Origin of the sequence: Alicyclobacillus cycloheptanicus (assembly GCF_028751525.1) — a bacterium.
Taxonomy (GTDB): domain Bacteria; phylum Bacillota; class Bacilli; order Alicyclobacillales; family Alicyclobacillaceae; genus Alicyclobacillus_L; species Alicyclobacillus_L cycloheptanicus.
Window position 1 is genome coordinate 2,230,033 of the sequence record NZ_CP067097.1, and the last position, 15,304, is coordinate 2,245,336.

The window sequence follows — 15,304 nt, forward strand, 5'->3', positions numbered from 1 at the left end:
GGGAAGAGGCTGGTGAAATCGCGCCTTTAGGCGCAGCAAGCATCATGCCCTTATAGGGCGAAAATCAAGCCACCCGTTGAACGGGTGGTCCCGTGACTCACTCTCCATTAGACTCTTGGTGATTGCGCCACAGTTAATCGCTACGAACGGTGCGTTTGCCCGGTTACTAGCATAGTGAATTGCCAGGCTGAGAAGGTCTTTACCTGTTCCACTCTCCCCTAAAATCGTAACGGTAAAGTCAGTTTGGGCTGCTCGCTTTGCGGTTTCTACTACTTTGAGAAACATACATCTCAAGTCTTCTAAGTAGGTTGGGATAAGACCCCACTTTTTGAATTTGGATGCTAAATGTTGGGTAATGGTTTTGCGGTTGCACAAGCAAGTAATAACCTGTCCGCCAGACGATTTCCGAACTTCCTGCGGTTGAACCTATACACGTATTCCTCAAGGTATGCCTGCTTGTATACAATCCGCCCGTGATAGGTGCCGTCGATAAACCTTTTGGCCAGGCTGATGGTCTTGTCTATCCATTCGAACGTCTCATGTGCTTCAGGTGCTGTCCCCGCTCAGATTGTTTGTCGGTGAAATTCCAGATGACACTGACATCTGGAATCACCGTGCATTCTAAGCTAAGTGACGGTAAAGAAAGAAAAGGCCTGCTTGCGGCAGGCCCCAGGAGCGTTTTGTTGAACGGCTACCACGGAAGTCGGGCAGCATAGGTACACTTGCGTTTTAGCACGAAAGATACGCGTTTACGTGGGTCCTCTTGAAGGATTACATACCAGCCCTCATCACAGAACTCAATCCTCCCAGGGTAGTATCTATCTCCTACTCGTAATTCTACGGCATAGCCACAGTGTAGAGCACACTCCGTCTCTTCGCTCATGAAATACCACCGTCCGAAAGTTGGACTGAACTCCAGGTGACCCTTCATTATCCGTTCACCTCCACCCAAGCGCGTTCCACGTGGCTTATATCCACAACCTGTTCTCCACGAGTTGCTGCATCCAGTAGTGCACCACGGCACAACGTATTCATCATTCGCGGATTCCCCTGACTTGTCTTCGCAATCAGTTGCGTATTCCGGATCAAATCGGCCACCGAATCCGGAAAATGTCGGCCCCCCATTCCGCTAATTAACGACCACCTATTCCGGTAAATCCCGGCCAGTCATTCCGACAGAAACCGGCCACTTTTAGAGCACTTCCCGGAATCAGTGGCCGACAATTATCGGAATCAAACCCCCTCGTCTCAACCCTTAGTGTTGGCGACAAATTTCGTGGCAGGTAGACAATATTCGTTCTCCGAAACCAATTCGCATCATCGATTGGAAGGAGAGAAGTCTACTTGACCAGACGGAGGACGCCAATGCGCAAAATCAAAGAAGTACTACGCCTGCACAACGAAATTCAACTCAGTGAACGTGCCATCGCGCGCAGTGTCAATCTGTCGCGGGACACAGTCTCACGCATCCTCTCACGGGCCAACGAACTTAACCTGCAATGGCCTTTACCCGAGGACATCGACGACGTCAAGTTGGAATCAGAGCTGTTTCCTCGCCCCCAGGGTCGTCCTAAAAACTGCACCGAGCCAGATTGGAACTACATCCACAAAGAATCGCGCAAGAAGGGGGTCACATTACAGCTGCTGTGGCAGGAATACAAGGCGGAGTATGCCAGTGGATATCAATACAGCCAATTCTGTGAACGCTATCGCCAGTGGAAGAAAACCCTGCAGATATCCATGCGTGGGGAGCATCGTGCAGGAGAAAAGATGTTTGTGGATTACGCAGGTCCTACCATACCCTACATCGACCGAGAGACGGGAGAAATCCTGCAAGCGCAGCTCTTCGTCGCCGTGCTTGGAGCAAGCAACTACACATTCGCAGAGGCGCAGCCGTCACAAGGTCTCGAGTCTTTCGTTGGCGGACATGTACGAGCCTTCACGTTCTTCGGGGGCGTACCGCAACTTCTTGTTCCAGACAACCTGAAAGCTGGTGTAAAAGAGGCTGACCGCTATGAACCCGTTCTCAACCCAACCTACCACGAAATGGCGTCCCATTACGGTGCTGCGGTTATGCCTGCTCGTCCAAAAAAGCCGAAAGACAAACCCCATGCCGAGGCAGGTGTACTACTCGTCGAGCGTTGGATTCTGGCAGTTTTGCGCAATCGAAAGTTTTTCAGTCTCGCAGAAATCAACCAGGCAATCCGTCCGCTGCTGACACAGTTAAACGAGAAGCCGTTTCAGAAGCTGGAGGGCTCACGTAAGTCCCTGTTTGAGAACATCGACAAGCCGGCCCTCCGTCCGCTTCCTAGCACCCCTTACGAGTTCGCCATCTGGCGAACTGCGAAGGTAAACATAGATTACCACGTCGAAGCGGAAAAGGCCTATTATAGTGTGCCCTATCAACTTGTGGGCCAGAAATTGGAGGTGCGGCTCACCCAGAAAGTCGTAGAGATATTCCATAAAGGTAAACGCGTCGCTAGCCATCATCGCCTGTTTATCAAAGGAAAACACGCTACTGACCCCACACACATGCCGGAAGCCCATCGAAAGCACTTGGAATGGACGCCAAAACGGCTCATCGATTGGGGACGTAGTGTTGGTCCGAACACCGGGACCCTGGTGGAACGCATCCTCGAATCAAGGAAGCACCCAGAACAGGGATATCGGTCATGTCTAGGGCTACTCAAATTAAGCAAGCAGTACTCGAAAGAACGCATGGAAGCGGCCGCGCTACGGGCACTCACGATCGGTGCGTTTTCGTCTCGTAGTGTGAAGTCCATTCTCCAAACCCATGCCGACCAGACCGTACTCCCACTTGACCTACCCGAGACAGTGCCGGTTCATGAAAACATCCGTGGTGCGGATTATTACCGCGGCACGCCGAAACACGATGAAGTAATCCACTAAACCAATTCAGGGGCAGGTTGCCTGCCCCCAAGGAGGAATCGTCAGATGCTCAATAACCAGACTGCCCAAGCACTTCGGGAGATGCGTCTCTCCGGTATGGCGGACGCATACGAGCACCAACTACAAAACCCTCATCTTGTCGAATTGTCTTTCGAGGAGAGGTTTGGCATGCTGGTGGATGCCGAATCGACCGTGCGTCAGAACCACCGGCTGTCCCGGCTCCTGCAGGAAGCCCATCTCAAGGTTCGCGCGAATCCCGAGGATATTGACCTTCATCAGGCACGAGGCGTTGACCAGGGCCTGCTGCGAGACCTCACCACTTGTCAGTGGATCACAGCACATCATAGCCTCATCCTGACAGGGCCGACAGGCATCGGGAAGACGTTCATTGCCTGTGCGCTAGGGACTTCCGCCTGCCGAATGGGTCTGCGGGTACGCTACCACCGCCTCTCTCGATTGCTTCAAGACATCTTCATAGCTAAGGCAGACGGTTCCTACCCTAAGTTGGTGAAGTCCTTTCTCAAAGTGGATCTACTCATTCTTGACGACTGGGGGCTGGCGGCCATGTCCGCACCAGAGAGTCGAGACCTGCTCGACCTCGTCGATGATCGGTTTGGAACCCACTCGACATGTGTCATCAGCCAGATTCCAGTCGAACACTGGCATCAACAGTTTGCTGACGCAACAGTCGCAGATGCAATCCTTGACCGACTTGTCCATAACGCCTACCAACTGAATCTACGTGGGGAATCAATGCGGAAAATTACAAATAGCTTGCCAAAATCTGAGGGATCTGGTAAGTAGAAATCAGCCACACTTTGGAGAGGGACGGGGCGGCCGACAATTACCGGAACTCATGGCCGATATTTAGCGGACTCACTGGCCTGATAATTACCGGAATAGGTGGCCGATTTCATCGGAATACGCATCAGTTTCACTGCATCTGCGGAAAAGATCATTTTCTCCTCCCCAACACAGGTCAGCTGCTTTGAGATATAGTCATGAACCTCTGACTCCGTTAACCCAGTCATGTGGTAACGGATTTGAATACGCCCTGACAGAGCGGAAAGAATTCTAAGTTTCATTGTCTCTCGCAGCTCGCTCTGGCCTACCAACCAAAGGGAAATCGGAGAAAATGAGTCTGCTTTAAAGTTGTTCAGGAACCGAAATTCAGCGAGCATCTGTGGGTCTAGGTCTTGAGCTTCGTCCACGACAATGACGACTTGGCGACCTTTCTGGTAGCTCTCTTCGAGAACCTGGTGAGTGAGTACCTGGTTGTCCACCTGCCGGAATTTTGGTTGAATCCGCAGAGCTCATTGTGGTTGTGAAACAACACTAAATCTTCAACGGGGATGTCCCGTTCAAACGGTTCTCTTGTAAAACGAAAGAACTCAGTCATCATGTCCGTTCACCTTCTTTCGTCGTGCGCACAAATGACGTCCGGCCTAGCTTCTCTTTTCTTTCCTGCTCTCTCTGCGTAGAAATGGTTTCAAGGAAAGAGATCCCTGGTTTTACGGTTGGTTCGTCCGTCTTCGCATCAGCCTGGGTTACACGTTTGTCGGTGTGACGGCGCAGCTTCAAAGGGACAGCATCCGCGTATTGCTTGCCCTCCCACCAGACTTGGATGCGGGCAAGGTTGTAAGGGTCGTAACGAAGCGAAACGGTTTGACCGACCAAAATCGGTTCGACTTCATACGTGTTGCCTTGCACTCGAATACATGCCGTCTTGTCGACTTTGGCGGTGTACGTCCACTGAAACGCATCCTCAAGAACGACTGGGTCAACAAGGCGCAGGGGGCCATGGGACTCCATGACAGCAACCGGTCGCTTTTTCAGTGTGCTGTGGACGCGTTGGTGGTACATCTTTTCTAACCACGCAGAAAAGTAGCGGTTCAAATCATCGAGATTCGCAATCGTACCGCGTTGTACACAAAGCTCCGCCTCCGGCCGAAACGAACGCTCCATATAACCGAAGAATTTCTCTAATTTGCCGCGTCCCTGGGGGAGATATGGACGGGAGTGGCGAATCTCAAAGCCTAGCCGTGCTGCCACCTCTGACAACTGTGCAGATTGAAAAATTTTTGCGTTGTCGCAGTAGAACACGTGGGGTGTTCCGTGCGAGATAATCGCCTTCTTCAAGGCGTGTTCTAGAGCAGGGAGGTTTTCTCGGAACGAAAAGAAGGCGTAGCAAATATAGCGACTCTTGTCATCCAACACCGCAACCAACCGAGCTACACGCATCTTCCCTGACGAGGCTGGATCTGGGATTCGAAGTGAATCACAAATGTCACACTGCCAGATTTCATGCACTTCGTTCGCGGTATACCGTTGCCACGTCCGCTGTTTACGAAGCGTCTTCGCTCGCTCAACTCCTGCTTTGCGCAGGTGGGCCGCAAGCGTACTGCGACGAATGAATCCCTCGGGTGCCAATCCCTCTGTTTCAAGCATGACAACGAGCTGTTCCACGGTACGTAGCGGCTGCTCCTTACGCAAAGCAATCGCCCGTTCAATCACGCTCTGTGGGAGCACACGCGGACGCCTTTGGTCCGCTCGCTGTTCTGGGTACAGTGCATCCAATCCATCCTTCCGGTAGTTGGCCAAGTATCGCTCCAACGTCCGTTCTGAGAATTGCCGTACCTCTCCATTTGGTAATGTGTAGGTTTGCTTCGCGGTTGCCTCAAGTATCGGCTTCTGTGCGCCACGTGGGGATTGCTGAAGCAGCGGAGCAATCAAACCATAACGAAACAGAGCGATTTGCCGTCGCATCTCATCATCCATGTCGACCTTCTCCTTTCCAATCTGAGATATCCTCATCTTGGCGTGGGTCCCATCCACTCTGAAGATCGTTTTGTGTGGGGTGAATCAGAGAATTACGAGGAATCCTCCGGGGAAAGACCATACGACACCCTGTTCACCGACACCGATGGGGCAAACAGATAGACAACCTGGCGCAGACGGTTCCAAACCCCACTGTGACCATCGTCCCCAAGCAACCTCAATCGGTCGTAATATGCACATACCCTCACATCCCGAACGTGAGTACGCAAGCGCGGTAGATGAGCATCAGGCAGATGACGCTGCACAAAACTAGAGAAGCGTGCGAGTATGTCAGGGACTTGTGCACTGACACGAGAGAACCAAGCTCTTGCGGAGGATTCACTGAGCGAGACACCGAGTTCTGCGAGCGTTGACAGAGCGAACTCAAGTGTTGCACGACCAGATAACAGGCTTGAGAGAAGGTCTTGGATTACGAGAGTGTACCGTTGGAATGGGGCTACAAATGAGGGGAGCAGCGCGAATGTACGTTGGCAACTTGGGCATTGTCGTCGTTGAATCCATAAATGGTGCCGCTGTTCATCTAGGTCAAACGGCCGACGTAAATAGTAGGCATGGACGTACGTACAGAGGTGCCCACAGTAAATACAAGGTATATCCTGAGGCAGTAACCGATGTACCAAGTTCGCATACTCATCTGCATTGACAGACTCACAATCAACACATACGATAGGCATACAAGAGTGCCATTTCGGCCTCGAATTAGGGAATGGAAGGGAAGGCCGCCAAACCTTTTTACAACCCTTCCGTTACCCTGCGCAGATGGAAACGCCACCTGGACCTACTCGGCTCAGATGGCGTTTTCTCCATTTATCGACAAATTCCTGCAGCGCCCTCGATGCCGACACACACTCATCGTCAACTTGCCGACAACGACGACAAATAATCAAGGCGTAAACAAGGTGCGCTTGATTTCGTCACAATGTGTGACGCTTGCTGCAGTTCTTTTGCACAGGCAACGAGCGTCTTACTACCATCCGTCTCCCAGATACAATTCGGCTTCAATCGTTCGGAAAGAACGGGAGCAACGGCTTCCTTCGTGAGATTCGGCACCAGCGCCATCGTGATGTACTTCGGTTTTCCACGTTCCATCTGTACGGCGACAACAACGGGGGCTTGATCCGAGCCTCTTCCACGCTTTCCCTCGCCATGGCTTTCTCCGCCGAAATATGCATCGTCGATTTGTACGATTCCTTCCAACTGATACATTGCGTTACGATCTGCCATTGCCTTGCGGACTTTACGCAACATGTTCCATGCGGTGGGATACGATACCCCAAGGTTTCGAGCAATCGTCGTGGCAGCAACGCCTCGCTTATCATTTGCCGCCAGATACACTGTGAGAAACCATTTACGCAAATCGGTTTTCGTCTTGTGAAAGATGGTGCCCGCCGTGACAGAAGTTTGCTTCGAGCACACCTTGCACTGAAATAACGGAAGGCGCTCCTCAGCATCTTTCCTTGATGAACAGGCGACCTCGCAATATTCCTTGCTGCCGCACTTCGGGCAAACGAAGCCATCTGGCCAGCGCAGTTGAAACAGACGCTCCTCACACGCACGGACTGTAGAGAATCGTTCTTGAAACTCAAGCAGGTTCAGGACGCTCACCCCGAACGCTTGTTCTTACCGTTATTCTACCACCCACTTTCCACTTTTCAATAGAAACTTAGAAGACTTGAGATGTATGTTGAGAAATTCTTCGTCAGTTCCATGCAGATGATCAAATGTATAATGACCAGATGGCTTTTTGTGCTGAATCGATTGCTTTGTGAGACGAGTTGGCGGTGATACATAATATGCGCGCAAGTCCGTAATAAGCGACGCTAACCACCCCTGAGACTTATTGTATTTGGTATTGACAGAGATGTTCCCCAGTCCCACTTTTACATTTGCAGTTGAACCGGTTTCGAGGGCAACGTCAGAGACATGAATATTTCCTAATGAGTACTTATCAATTGGTAGCAGTTCGCGTGCTGCTCGATTAGTGCCGACTATAAAGCCTTCCCGATCTACCGATAGTAATGCTTGATGGTCGCCTATTTTTTCTGGGTACAAGGAAAGTACCCCTTGATAATCAGAACGATGGATAAGCAGCCAGTCTTCGATTGATCGCGCGGCAGTGTCGATGGATGGCAACAATTCGGCAGCATACATTTTCACCGGTCCTCCGAGGTTGAGAACTGCGAACAGGTCACCTCTAGAATTGAAAATCGGAGACGAAATGCAGTACATCATTTGGTTTTCCTCAAGGTAATGGTCTGTTCCCACGATTGCAAGCGCTTTCTGTTCGGCGATGGATGTACCAATTGAATTTGTGCCACGTACTTGTTCTGACCAAATTGCCCCGCGCCCTATATGGGCCTGTTGGCTTCCATCCAAGAATGGGGCTTCCCCAACATGTTCCAATATCAAACCATCCGGGCTCGCGAGAGAGAGAACAGATTGCGTATTTTGCAACCATCTGGAAACGGTTGTCAGGTAGGGATAAATGTCAGAAATGAAGTTTTCCAAATATTCTCTTCGACGAAGATATTCGCGATGTTCTAATACTGCATCCTTGGCCACCACCGGGTCCACACCATAAGTCGTACTACGATTCCACGCTCTCTTGACCAGTTCACTCCTATTGGTATCAAGCATGTTTACATCACCGACAATCCTTTTTGTTTATCAAAATATTAACACAAGACAGGCCTATAGAACTACTGTTCCACCATCGAACAGTTGATCCATTTTGGATCAATAAACTTGGAGAACTCCTGATAAAAAAGCTATTTAGTCGTTGGCACGATTATTGCATGAAAATAATGTAGGAGGGTTACCTCTAAGAAAATTGGTGGAGAGGAGAAATGGTATGAAGGACAACTATCGGCTGTTCATTGGCGGCGAATGGAGGGATGCTATATCGGGAAAGACTTTTCGGTCTCTTAATCCAGCGACTGGAGAGACTAATGCCACTGTTGCCGAGGGAGGCCCGGAGGATATTGATGAAGCCGTCAAGGCTGCGAGAACTGCTTTTGAGTCGGGGCCTTGGGCTAAAATGTCACCCAGTGAACGTGGTCGCCTGTTATATAGAGCAGCTCAAATAATGTGGGATAGGGCCGATTTCTTAGCCGAGACTGAGTCCAGGGATAACGGGCTGCCAATTAACGAGAGCAGAATGATAGCGCTTCCGGCAACAATTGACGTCTTGGAGTTTTACGCTGGATTGGCAAACAAAGTCCACGGAGAAACACTGGCGACACCGTCGGATCGATTCAATTACACACTGAGAGAACCGATTGGGGTAATAGGGGCAATTGTCCCTTGGAACTTCCCTCTAATGCTCACGATGTGGAAACTAGCATCGGCGCTTGCAGCGGGCAACACTGTCGTGATTAAACCAGCTGAGCAAACACCTGTTAGTACGTTAGAGTTGGCAAGCATATTCCAAGAGGCAGGAGTGCCGGATGGTGTTATAAATGTTGTTCCTGGGTATGGGTCGACAGCGGGAAGTGCTCTGGCGAGTAGACAAGGTGGCATTTACTGGCTCGACAAGTACCGGGCGCTTGATCATGCAAGCAGCGAGCAAGAATTTGAAACCGATATCACTGGAACTCGGAGGAAAATCTCCTAACATTATTTTTGATGATGCAAACCTCGAGGATGCTGTGAATATGTCTGCGTTTGCAATCTATTTTGCGCAGGGTCAAGTTTGCGCAGCTGGATCTCGAGTATTTGTTCAAGAATCTATATACGACAGATTTATGGAGTTGTTTCTTAAGAAAGCAAAATCAATCCGTGTTGGGGATCCGTTAGAGCAGACTAGTCAGATGGGGCCTCAAGTTTCCGAGGAACAATTGAGGCGTATTGAACATTACGTGGCAGTTGGTTTAGAACAAGGAGCAAAATTAGTGACTGGCGGACAGCGTTATATGGGAGCGGGCGATGGATACTTTTATACGCCGACTATTTTTGAAGACGTTACAAACGATATGAAGATTGCCCAGGAGGAAATATTTGGGCCGGTAGCGGCCGTAATCCGGTTCAAAGATGAAGAGGACGCTTTACGAAAAGCCAACGATACTATTTATGGATTGGCATCAGGCGTATGGACCAATGATTTGAAACGCGCTCACAGGATGGCTCGCGGCCTCAGGGCGGGAACGGTCTGGGTGAATACTTACAGTATGTTGGATAGCGTTGCTCCATTTGGAGGAACTAAGCAAAGTGGTTTTGGACGAGAGCTCGGGGCACAGGCAATGGAAATGTATACACAGACAAAACATGTATGGATTGACCTTGGAAAAGCTGCTTTAGACTGGTATGGCATGCAGTGACTTTGAGGTATTGGAGTAAAATACCTAATTTGACTCCGGCAGTCACCTAGTTACATGATACAGTTGGTCAAAATCAAAAATTGAAAGGGTGTTTGGTATGAAAGCCGCACGTATCCTAGAGTTTCGCAAGCCTTTGGTAATTGACAATGTACCAGATCCAACTCCAGGCCCTCAGGACGCAGTAGTTCGAGTACATGCTGCAGGGATTTGCAGAAGTGACTGGCATTCTTGGAACGCGGATTTCTCTTGGTTAGGAGTTACACCTGAACTGCCCATTATCCCCGGTCATGAATTTGGTGGGGAGGTAGTTTCGGTTGGTAAAGAAGTTAAAAATTTTAAACCCGGCGACCGCATTACGGCTCCCTTCCATAACAGTTGTGGACACTGTTCTTATTGTCAAACAGGACGATCCAATCTTTGCGATGAGATGAGCTTGTATGGCGCGTCCTATGACGGATGTTACGCTGAATATGTATTGGTGAAAAACGCGGACATCAATCTTATATCTCTACCTGAATCGATTGACGCAGTAACAGCAGCGGCAATTGGCTGCAGATTCATGACTGGTTTTCATGGGGTAATGCGTGGCAACGTAAAACCGGGGGAATGGATCGCAATTCAAGGAGCAGGTGGCGTTGGATTATCTGCTATCCAAACGGCGCGCGCAGTTGGTGCTCAAGTTATTGCGGTAGACATCGACGACGAAAAGCTTGAAAAGGCTAAACAAGAGGGTGCTGTTGCAGTCGTTAATGCGAGAAACAACAACGTACCTGAAGCCATCAAGGACATTACCAAAGGTGGTGCTCATGTTGGCATAGACGCACTCGGAATCAAGACAACAATATTGAATTCCGTTCTCGGTCTTAGGAAGGGTGGTCGTCATGTCCAAATTGGTCTGACGGCAGCGGCGGAAAGCGGAATGGTTGCGCTGCCAATTGACGCGATGACCTTCCAGGAGATCGAGTTCATGGGTAGCCTTGGAAATCCCCACTCATCCTATGCGGGCCTACTAAGCTTGGTTGCAGAGGGGCGCTTAAACCCGAAATCACTGGTGGAAAGTGAAGTTGAACTGACAGAGGTCAATAACATCTTCGATAAGATGACGAGGTTTGAAACAAGAGGGTTCAACGTAATTACTTCTTTCTGATTTGATTCCATAAGAGTGTTCGCAAAACAAAGGTCTGTCCTGGCATAATTTATATGCCAGGACAAGACAAAAATTAGGAAAATTTTAATAGTAGGGGGTAAATCGAAATGAAGCAACCTGTAAAATCAAATAGATATGAATGGACTATATTGATTCTTCTGGCAATACTGTGGGGGACGGTAGGACTAGATCGGTTGGTGATTGTTTACCTATTTCCAGTCATTGTGCCTCAATTTCACTTAACAAATGCACAAGCTGGTGCCATAACTTCAGCACTGGCACTTGCGTGGCATTTGCGGCTTGGTTAATGGGGGGAGTTTCGGATCGACTCGGACGCAAGAAGGTACTAGTACCATCTGCGATCTTTTTTTCCTTGATGTCGTGGGTAACAGGCGTGGCTAGGAGTTACGGAGGTTTGCTTGCTGTCAGGGCTTTATTAGGGTTAGGCGAAGGCGGCGTCTTCAGTTCAAGTGTAGCCACGTTAGCTGAAGAGTCTACACCAAGCAGGAACGGATTTAATTTAGGAGCTCACCAGGCTGTCTTCCCTCTTTTAGGAATTGGGTTAGGCGCCATTATTGCAACTCAACTTGAACAGGTTGTTGGATGGAGACCGGTATTTTTCATTGTCGGTATTCCAGGTCTGATATTATCCATAATCTTAGCCTTCGTAATGAAGGGCTCCCAACAAAAACGTCAGATTGCGAAAGAAGAGGCCCCGGAAGAACCGGTGGTGACTGAAAAGTCAAAACCACACATCTTTGCTGCCTTGAAATACCACAATGTTGTGCTATCTTCACTGATCAGTATTCTGTATATGAACTGGCTATTTGTTTTCTCCGCTTTTGCCACATTATTTCTTACCGAGGTGCGACACCTCAGCCTTTCACAAGCTGGCGTAGTAATATCTGCGTGGGGGTTTGGTGGATTCGTCGGAATGCTCTTGGTACCAGCGTTATCTGACTACATGGGGCGAAAACCAGCAATGTTGGTGTTTACCGTTCTGAATGGATTGTTCACTCTATGGTTCGCTCTGGCAGGTACAAACCAAACTTTGTTATTTGTAATTCTTCTGTTTGGTGGAATATTTGGGTGGGGATGCTATCCTGTATATTTATCACTATGCACAACCGAATCTGTGCCCAGAGAACTTTCGGGTTCGGCAGTCGGTATACCTACAGCTGTTGGAGAAATATTCGGAGCGGTTTTGATGCCGGTGATTGCCGGGGCGCTGGCAGACAAATTTGGGCTAAGCTATCCCATGTTTTTAGCGGCTGCTGCACCGATAATTGCTGGGGTAGTTGCACTATTTTATATTGAAACAGCACCGAAGGTTTTGGCTCGCAAAGCTGCACAAGAAGCAGTGGATGTAAGTACAGTTCTGGCAGAGTAATCGGAGAATGATTGAACGATGTGATTAGACGTTCGTTAATTTGCTTGGTGTCTGTGTGGGTCTGAACAGTATTGAAGTAATTACCTGAAGGTACGGCCCGCCGATAAGGGGGCCGTACCTTCGTCTTAGATCACCGTAATCAGGTTGCTAAAATTCGCCGCTTAACGTGCGGTATATTGTAGTGAATCGTTGGAGGTAAGTGATGACTTATCTGATTGAACTCTATGTTTTGGAAACAAAGGGAACAAATCAACTTTTATATAGTTATATCAAGAAGGAAGGAGGAGAACCTTTCCCATGGAGAGCGAGCACGTTACTGCAGAACCAAGAAAATACCTGTTGGAAAATTGTTAAATACCAACGATGCGTAAGCGATATCGAAGGAATGAAATTGAATGGAGAATCGACAAACATAAGCATTTGTCAACAACGGTGATAAACTCCCCAATAACAACGGTATGTGATTCCCCAATAACAACGGTATGTGATTCCCCAAAAACAGCGGAGTAGAATTCCTCAAAAACAGCGGAGACACATTCCCCAAAATCAACGGCAAGAATTCCCCACCCTATGTCGAATTATGGCACCCAACCAGCCGAGAGCTGGAGAAGGAGGTGCCAGGGTGACGGAGGTTGAGAAGATGGAGATTGAGGATCTGTACCAAGCGGGCGTATCCATCTCAGAGTTAGCCAGAAAATTCGGACATGACCGCAAAACTATCCGTCAAGCGATTCAGTCAAAGACTCGTGAAGGTGTGCGTCAATCTGGGCGCCATGCGCGGGTCCAAATTGGATCCGTTCAAGCCCTACATTCAAGAGCAAATGCAGAAAGGAGTTTTAAACGCGGTACGTTTGTTGCGGGATCTGCGAGCACAGGGATATACCGGCGAAGTCACTATCCTGCGAGAATACATGCGCCCACTGCGGCCCGTCGTGAAGGCGGTGGCGACCGTTCGCTTCGAGACGGATCCAGGCAAGCAGGCGCAAATTGATCTCGGGGAATTCCCCTACATCGGGCTGGATCAGAAAAGACACAAAGCGATTTGCTTCGTGATGGTTCTGTCCTACTCCCGAATGCTCTATCTCGAGTATATCAGAGGTAGTGATCAACTGAGCATCCTGCAGGCACTTCGGAATGCGCTTGAGTATTTTGGCGGCGTACCTGTCACCATTTTGAGCGACAATTGCAAGCCACTAGTGCTCTCAAACGATGGGCAGGGCAATGTGGAATTCACTCCAGAATATCTAGACTTCGCCAAATACTACGGATTCCTGCCAAAGGCGTGCAAGCCCTATCGCAGCCGGACGAAAGGCAAGATTGAACGTCCCATCCGTTACATCCGGCAAAGCTTCTGGCCAGTCGAGTTTGTGGATAGCGCAGATCTCAACCGGCAAGCGTTCCTCTGGCGCGACACGGTCGCCAACGCCCGCGTGCATGCGACCACGCATGCTGTACCATTGGACAGGTTTGCAGAGGAGAAGTTAACGCCCCTGCCCGTTGCTACCTATCCCCTGTCACAGCATGAGTTCCGGAAGGTGGCCAATGACTGCCGTGTGAGCTGGAAAGCGAACTTCTACAGTGTTCCATGGCAATACGTTGGTCATAGTGTCATGGTACGCGAGCTACAAAACGGCGTCCTACGAATTGAGCACAATGGGCAGGTGATCGCGGAACACCGGGTTCTCGTCGGCAAACACCAGGTATCTCACAACCACGACCATACGAAAGGTATCCCGCGGTCGGACGACACGAGAGTGAATGGAAAAGTGGCGGGCGTCCAGATTGCTGCACAAGTGGAGCAACGAGATTTGGAGTTTTATGAGCAGATCGCTGCCACCGGGGTGGTGTCATGACAGATGCACTCACTTTGGCAAAGGCACAGGAGGCACTGCAGGAGCTTGGTCTCAATCGCTGTGTAGATTTGTTGGCACCAAGCGCGGAATGGGCATCCGAGAACGACGCGACCTATATTGGTTTTCTGGTAAGACTACTCGAATCCGAGATAGATGAGCGTCGGACACGGCGGCTACAGGCCAAGCTGCGCGCGGCACACTTTCCGTATCACAAAACACTGGCGGACTTTGACTTCTCATTCCAGCCTTCGATCGACGAACGCCAGATTCGGGAACTGGCTCATCTTTCCTTCGTGGCGGACGGACACAACGTCGTAATGCTCGGGCCTCCAGGTGTTGGTAAGACCCATCTTAGTGTGGCGCTGGGGCTGGAGGCGATTGCACAGGGACTGAGTGTCTCCTTCGTGACCATGCAAGGGTTGGTCAGCGATCTCCGGCGTGCACACGCGGAGAATCGATTGGAATCGCGGATCAAGATGTACGTCAAACCAAAACTGCTCATCTGCGATGAGGTGGGCTACCTGCCCCTTGACGCCCTGGATGCAGCAAACTTCTTCCGGCTGGTGTCTGAACGCTATGAGCGTGGCGCGATGATCATCACGTCCAACACCGGTTTCGCGAATTGGGGCAGCGTATTTGGCGACCCAGTGCTAGCAAGCGCCCTGTTAGATCGGATTCTGCATCATGCCACCACGATTAACATCCGGGGCAACAGCTTTCGCATGAAGGACAAGCTCAGGAGTGGTTTGGCCCAATCCCACGTCGGAGTTGTTGCTGAGCAGGCAACTGAATAGGAGGGCTCTGCAAATGGCTTATCGAGAAGGGATTATACGTTTTCACTCGGATTTCA

Annotated in this window: 14 protein-coding genes and 1 pseudogene; 8 read left to right on the forward strand and 7 right to left on the reverse strand. The window is 49.9% G+C overall.

The features are described 5' to 3' along the window. Nucleotides 1-42: 42 nt before the first annotated feature. Nucleotides 43-285, reverse strand: coding sequence for a sigma 54-interacting transcriptional regulator (locus JI721_RS10265; RefSeq protein ID WP_274454788.1), 243 nt, complete (start codon nt 283-285; stop codon nt 43-45). 406 nt (nt 286-691) lie between these two features. Continuing rightward, entirely contained in the window at nt 692-931 is a 240-nt protein-coding gene (locus JI721_RS17270; protein ID WP_407654017.1) for a DUF5348 domain-containing protein, read from the reverse strand. A 434-nt stretch (nt 932-1,365) separates the two neighbouring features. Between JI721_RS17270 and istA (JI721_RS10275) the strand changes: the two genes are divergently transcribed. Together istA (JI721_RS10275) and istB (JI721_RS10280) are read left to right on the forward strand one after the other, a co-directional pair. Further along, nucleotides 1,366-2,910 (forward strand): IS21 family transposase, encoded by a 1,545-nt coding sequence (istA, locus tag JI721_RS10275; protein ID WP_274454789.1) that lies wholly within the window; start codon nt 1,366-1,368, stop codon nt 2,908-2,910. Nucleotides 2,911-2,955: 45 nt separating this feature from the next. Next, the gene (istB, locus tag JI721_RS10280; protein WP_274454790.1) at nt 2,956-3,714 is read left to right on the forward strand and encodes an IS21-like element helper ATPase IstB; all 759 of its coding nucleotides are present in this window, start codon (nt 2,956-2,958) and stop codon (nt 3,712-3,714) included. A gap of 50 nt (nt 3,715-3,764) precedes the next feature. On the opposite strand, the gene JI721_RS10285 is transcribed toward istB (JI721_RS10280), so the two are convergent. The 5 genes from JI721_RS10285 to JI721_RS10300 form a co-directional block, all read right to left on the reverse strand. Continuing rightward, nucleotides 3,765-4,193 carry an AAA family ATPase gene (locus JI721_RS10285; protein ID WP_274454791.1) on the reverse strand — a complete coding sequence of 143 codons (429 nt, stop codon included), beginning with the start codon at nt 4,191-4,193 and terminating at the stop codon, nt 3,765-3,767. A 115-nt stretch (nt 4,194-4,308) separates the two neighbouring features. Continuing rightward, nucleotides 4,309-5,724, reverse strand: a complete 1,416-nt coding sequence (locus JI721_RS10290; protein WP_322790932.1) for a DDE-type integrase/transposase/recombinase — start codon at nt 5,722-5,724, stop codon at nt 4,309-4,311. Nucleotides 5,725-5,780: 56 nt separating this feature from the next. Next, nucleotides 5,781-6,422 carry a DUF6431 domain-containing protein gene (locus tag JI721_RS17275; RefSeq protein ID WP_407654018.1) on the reverse strand — a complete coding sequence of 214 codons (642 nt, stop codon included), beginning with the start codon at nt 6,420-6,422 and terminating at the stop codon, nt 5,781-5,783. A 181-nt stretch (nt 6,423-6,603) separates the two neighbouring features. Then, complete coding sequence (locus JI721_RS10295; protein WP_274454792.1) at nt 6,604-7,353, reverse strand: IS1595 family transposase; 750 nt, start codon at nt 7,351-7,353, stop codon at nt 6,604-6,606. A 21-nt stretch (nt 7,354-7,374) separates the two neighbouring features. Then, on the reverse strand, nt 7,375-8,385 hold the full coding sequence (locus JI721_RS10300) for a sigma-54-dependent transcriptional regulator family protein (protein ID WP_274454793.1): 1,011 nt from the start codon (nt 8,383-8,385) through the stop codon (nt 7,375-7,377). A 214-nt stretch (nt 8,386-8,599) separates the two neighbouring features. Here JI721_RS10300 and JI721_RS10305 point away from each other — a divergent pair. The 6 genes and pseudogenes from JI721_RS10305 to istB (JI721_RS10330) all read left to right on the forward strand — a co-directional run bounded on the left by JI721_RS10305 (nt 8,600) and on the right by istB (JI721_RS10330) (nt 15,248). Beyond that, nucleotides 8,600-10,064: pseudogene (locus JI721_RS10305) on the forward strand (aldehyde dehydrogenase family protein). A 97-nt stretch (nt 10,065-10,161) separates the two neighbouring features. Beyond that, nucleotides 10,162-11,211 carry a zinc-dependent alcohol dehydrogenase family protein gene (locus JI721_RS10310; RefSeq protein WP_274454794.1) on the forward strand — a complete coding sequence of 350 codons (1,050 nt, stop codon included), beginning with the start codon at nt 10,162-10,164 and terminating at the stop codon, nt 11,209-11,211. Between the two features lie 107 nt (nt 11,212-11,318). Continuing rightward, a complete protein-coding gene (locus JI721_RS10315) occupies nt 11,319-11,519 on the forward strand; it encodes a hypothetical protein (protein WP_274454795.1) in 201 nt (66 codons plus the stop codon). Next, complete coding sequence (locus JI721_RS10320; RefSeq protein ID WP_274457795.1) at nt 11,519-12,601, forward strand: MFS transporter; 1,083 nt, start codon at nt 11,519-11,521, stop codon at nt 12,599-12,601. The genes JI721_RS10315 and JI721_RS10320 overlap by 1 nt, the downstream gene beginning before the upstream one ends. 704 nt (nt 12,602-13,305) lie before the next feature. Beyond that, on the forward strand, nt 13,306-14,454 hold the full coding sequence (gene istA / locus JI721_RS10325; RefSeq protein ID WP_274454796.1) for an IS21 family transposase: 1,149 nt from the start codon (nt 13,306-13,308) through the stop codon (nt 14,452-14,454). Further along, nucleotides 14,451-15,248 (forward strand): IS21-like element helper ATPase IstB, encoded by a 798-nt coding sequence (gene istB, locus JI721_RS10330; RefSeq protein WP_274454797.1) that lies wholly within the window; start codon nt 14,451-14,453, stop codon nt 15,246-15,248. The genes istA (JI721_RS10325) and istB (JI721_RS10330) overlap by 4 nt, the downstream gene beginning before the upstream one ends. The last annotated feature ends 56 nt before the right edge of the window (nt 15,249-15,304 follow it).

What these genes read in the sequence shown, in the direction of transcription:
- JI721_RS10315 (WP_274454795.1), top strand. Translation starts at nt 11,319, where the DNA reads ATGAAGCAACCTGTAAAATCAAATAGATATGAATGGACTATATTGATT.
- JI721_RS10290 (WP_322790932.1), bottom strand. Translation starts at nt 5,724, where the DNA reads ATGAGGATATCTCAGATTGGAAAGGAGAAGGTCGACATGGATGATGAG.
- JI721_RS17275 (WP_407654018.1), bottom strand. Translation starts at nt 6,422, where the DNA reads ATGCCTATCGTATGTGTTGATTGTGAGTCTGTCAATGCAGATGAGTAT.
- JI721_RS17270 (WP_407654017.1), bottom strand. Translation starts at nt 931, where the DNA reads ATGAAGGGTCACCTGGAGTTCAGTCCAACTTTCGGACGGTGGTATTTC.
- istA (WP_274454796.1), top strand. Translation starts at nt 13,306, where the DNA reads ATGACCGCAAAACTATCCGTCAAGCGATTCAGTCAAAGACTCGTGAAG.
- JI721_RS10300 (WP_274454793.1), bottom strand. Translation starts at nt 8,385, where the DNA reads ATGCTTGATACCAATAGGAGTGAACTGGTCAAGAGAGCGTGGAATCGT.
- istB (WP_274454797.1), top strand. Translation starts at nt 14,451, where the DNA reads ATGACAGATGCACTCACTTTGGCAAAGGCACAGGAGGCACTGCAGGAG.
- JI721_RS10310 (WP_274454794.1), top strand. Translation starts at nt 10,162, where the DNA reads ATGAAAGCCGCACGTATCCTAGAGTTTCGCAAGCCTTTGGTAATTGAC.
- JI721_RS10265 (WP_274454788.1), bottom strand. Translation starts at nt 285, where the DNA reads ATGTTTCTCAAAGTAGTAGAAACCGCAAAGCGAGCAGCCCAAACTGAC.
- istB (WP_274454790.1), top strand. Translation starts at nt 2,956, where the DNA reads ATGCTCAATAACCAGACTGCCCAAGCACTTCGGGAGATGCGTCTCTCC.
- istA (WP_274454789.1), top strand. Translation starts at nt 1,366, where the DNA reads ATGCGCAAAATCAAAGAAGTACTACGCCTGCACAACGAAATTCAACTC.
- JI721_RS10320 (WP_274457795.1), top strand. Translation starts at nt 11,519, where the DNA reads ATGGGGGGAGTTTCGGATCGACTCGGACGCAAGAAGGTACTAGTACCA.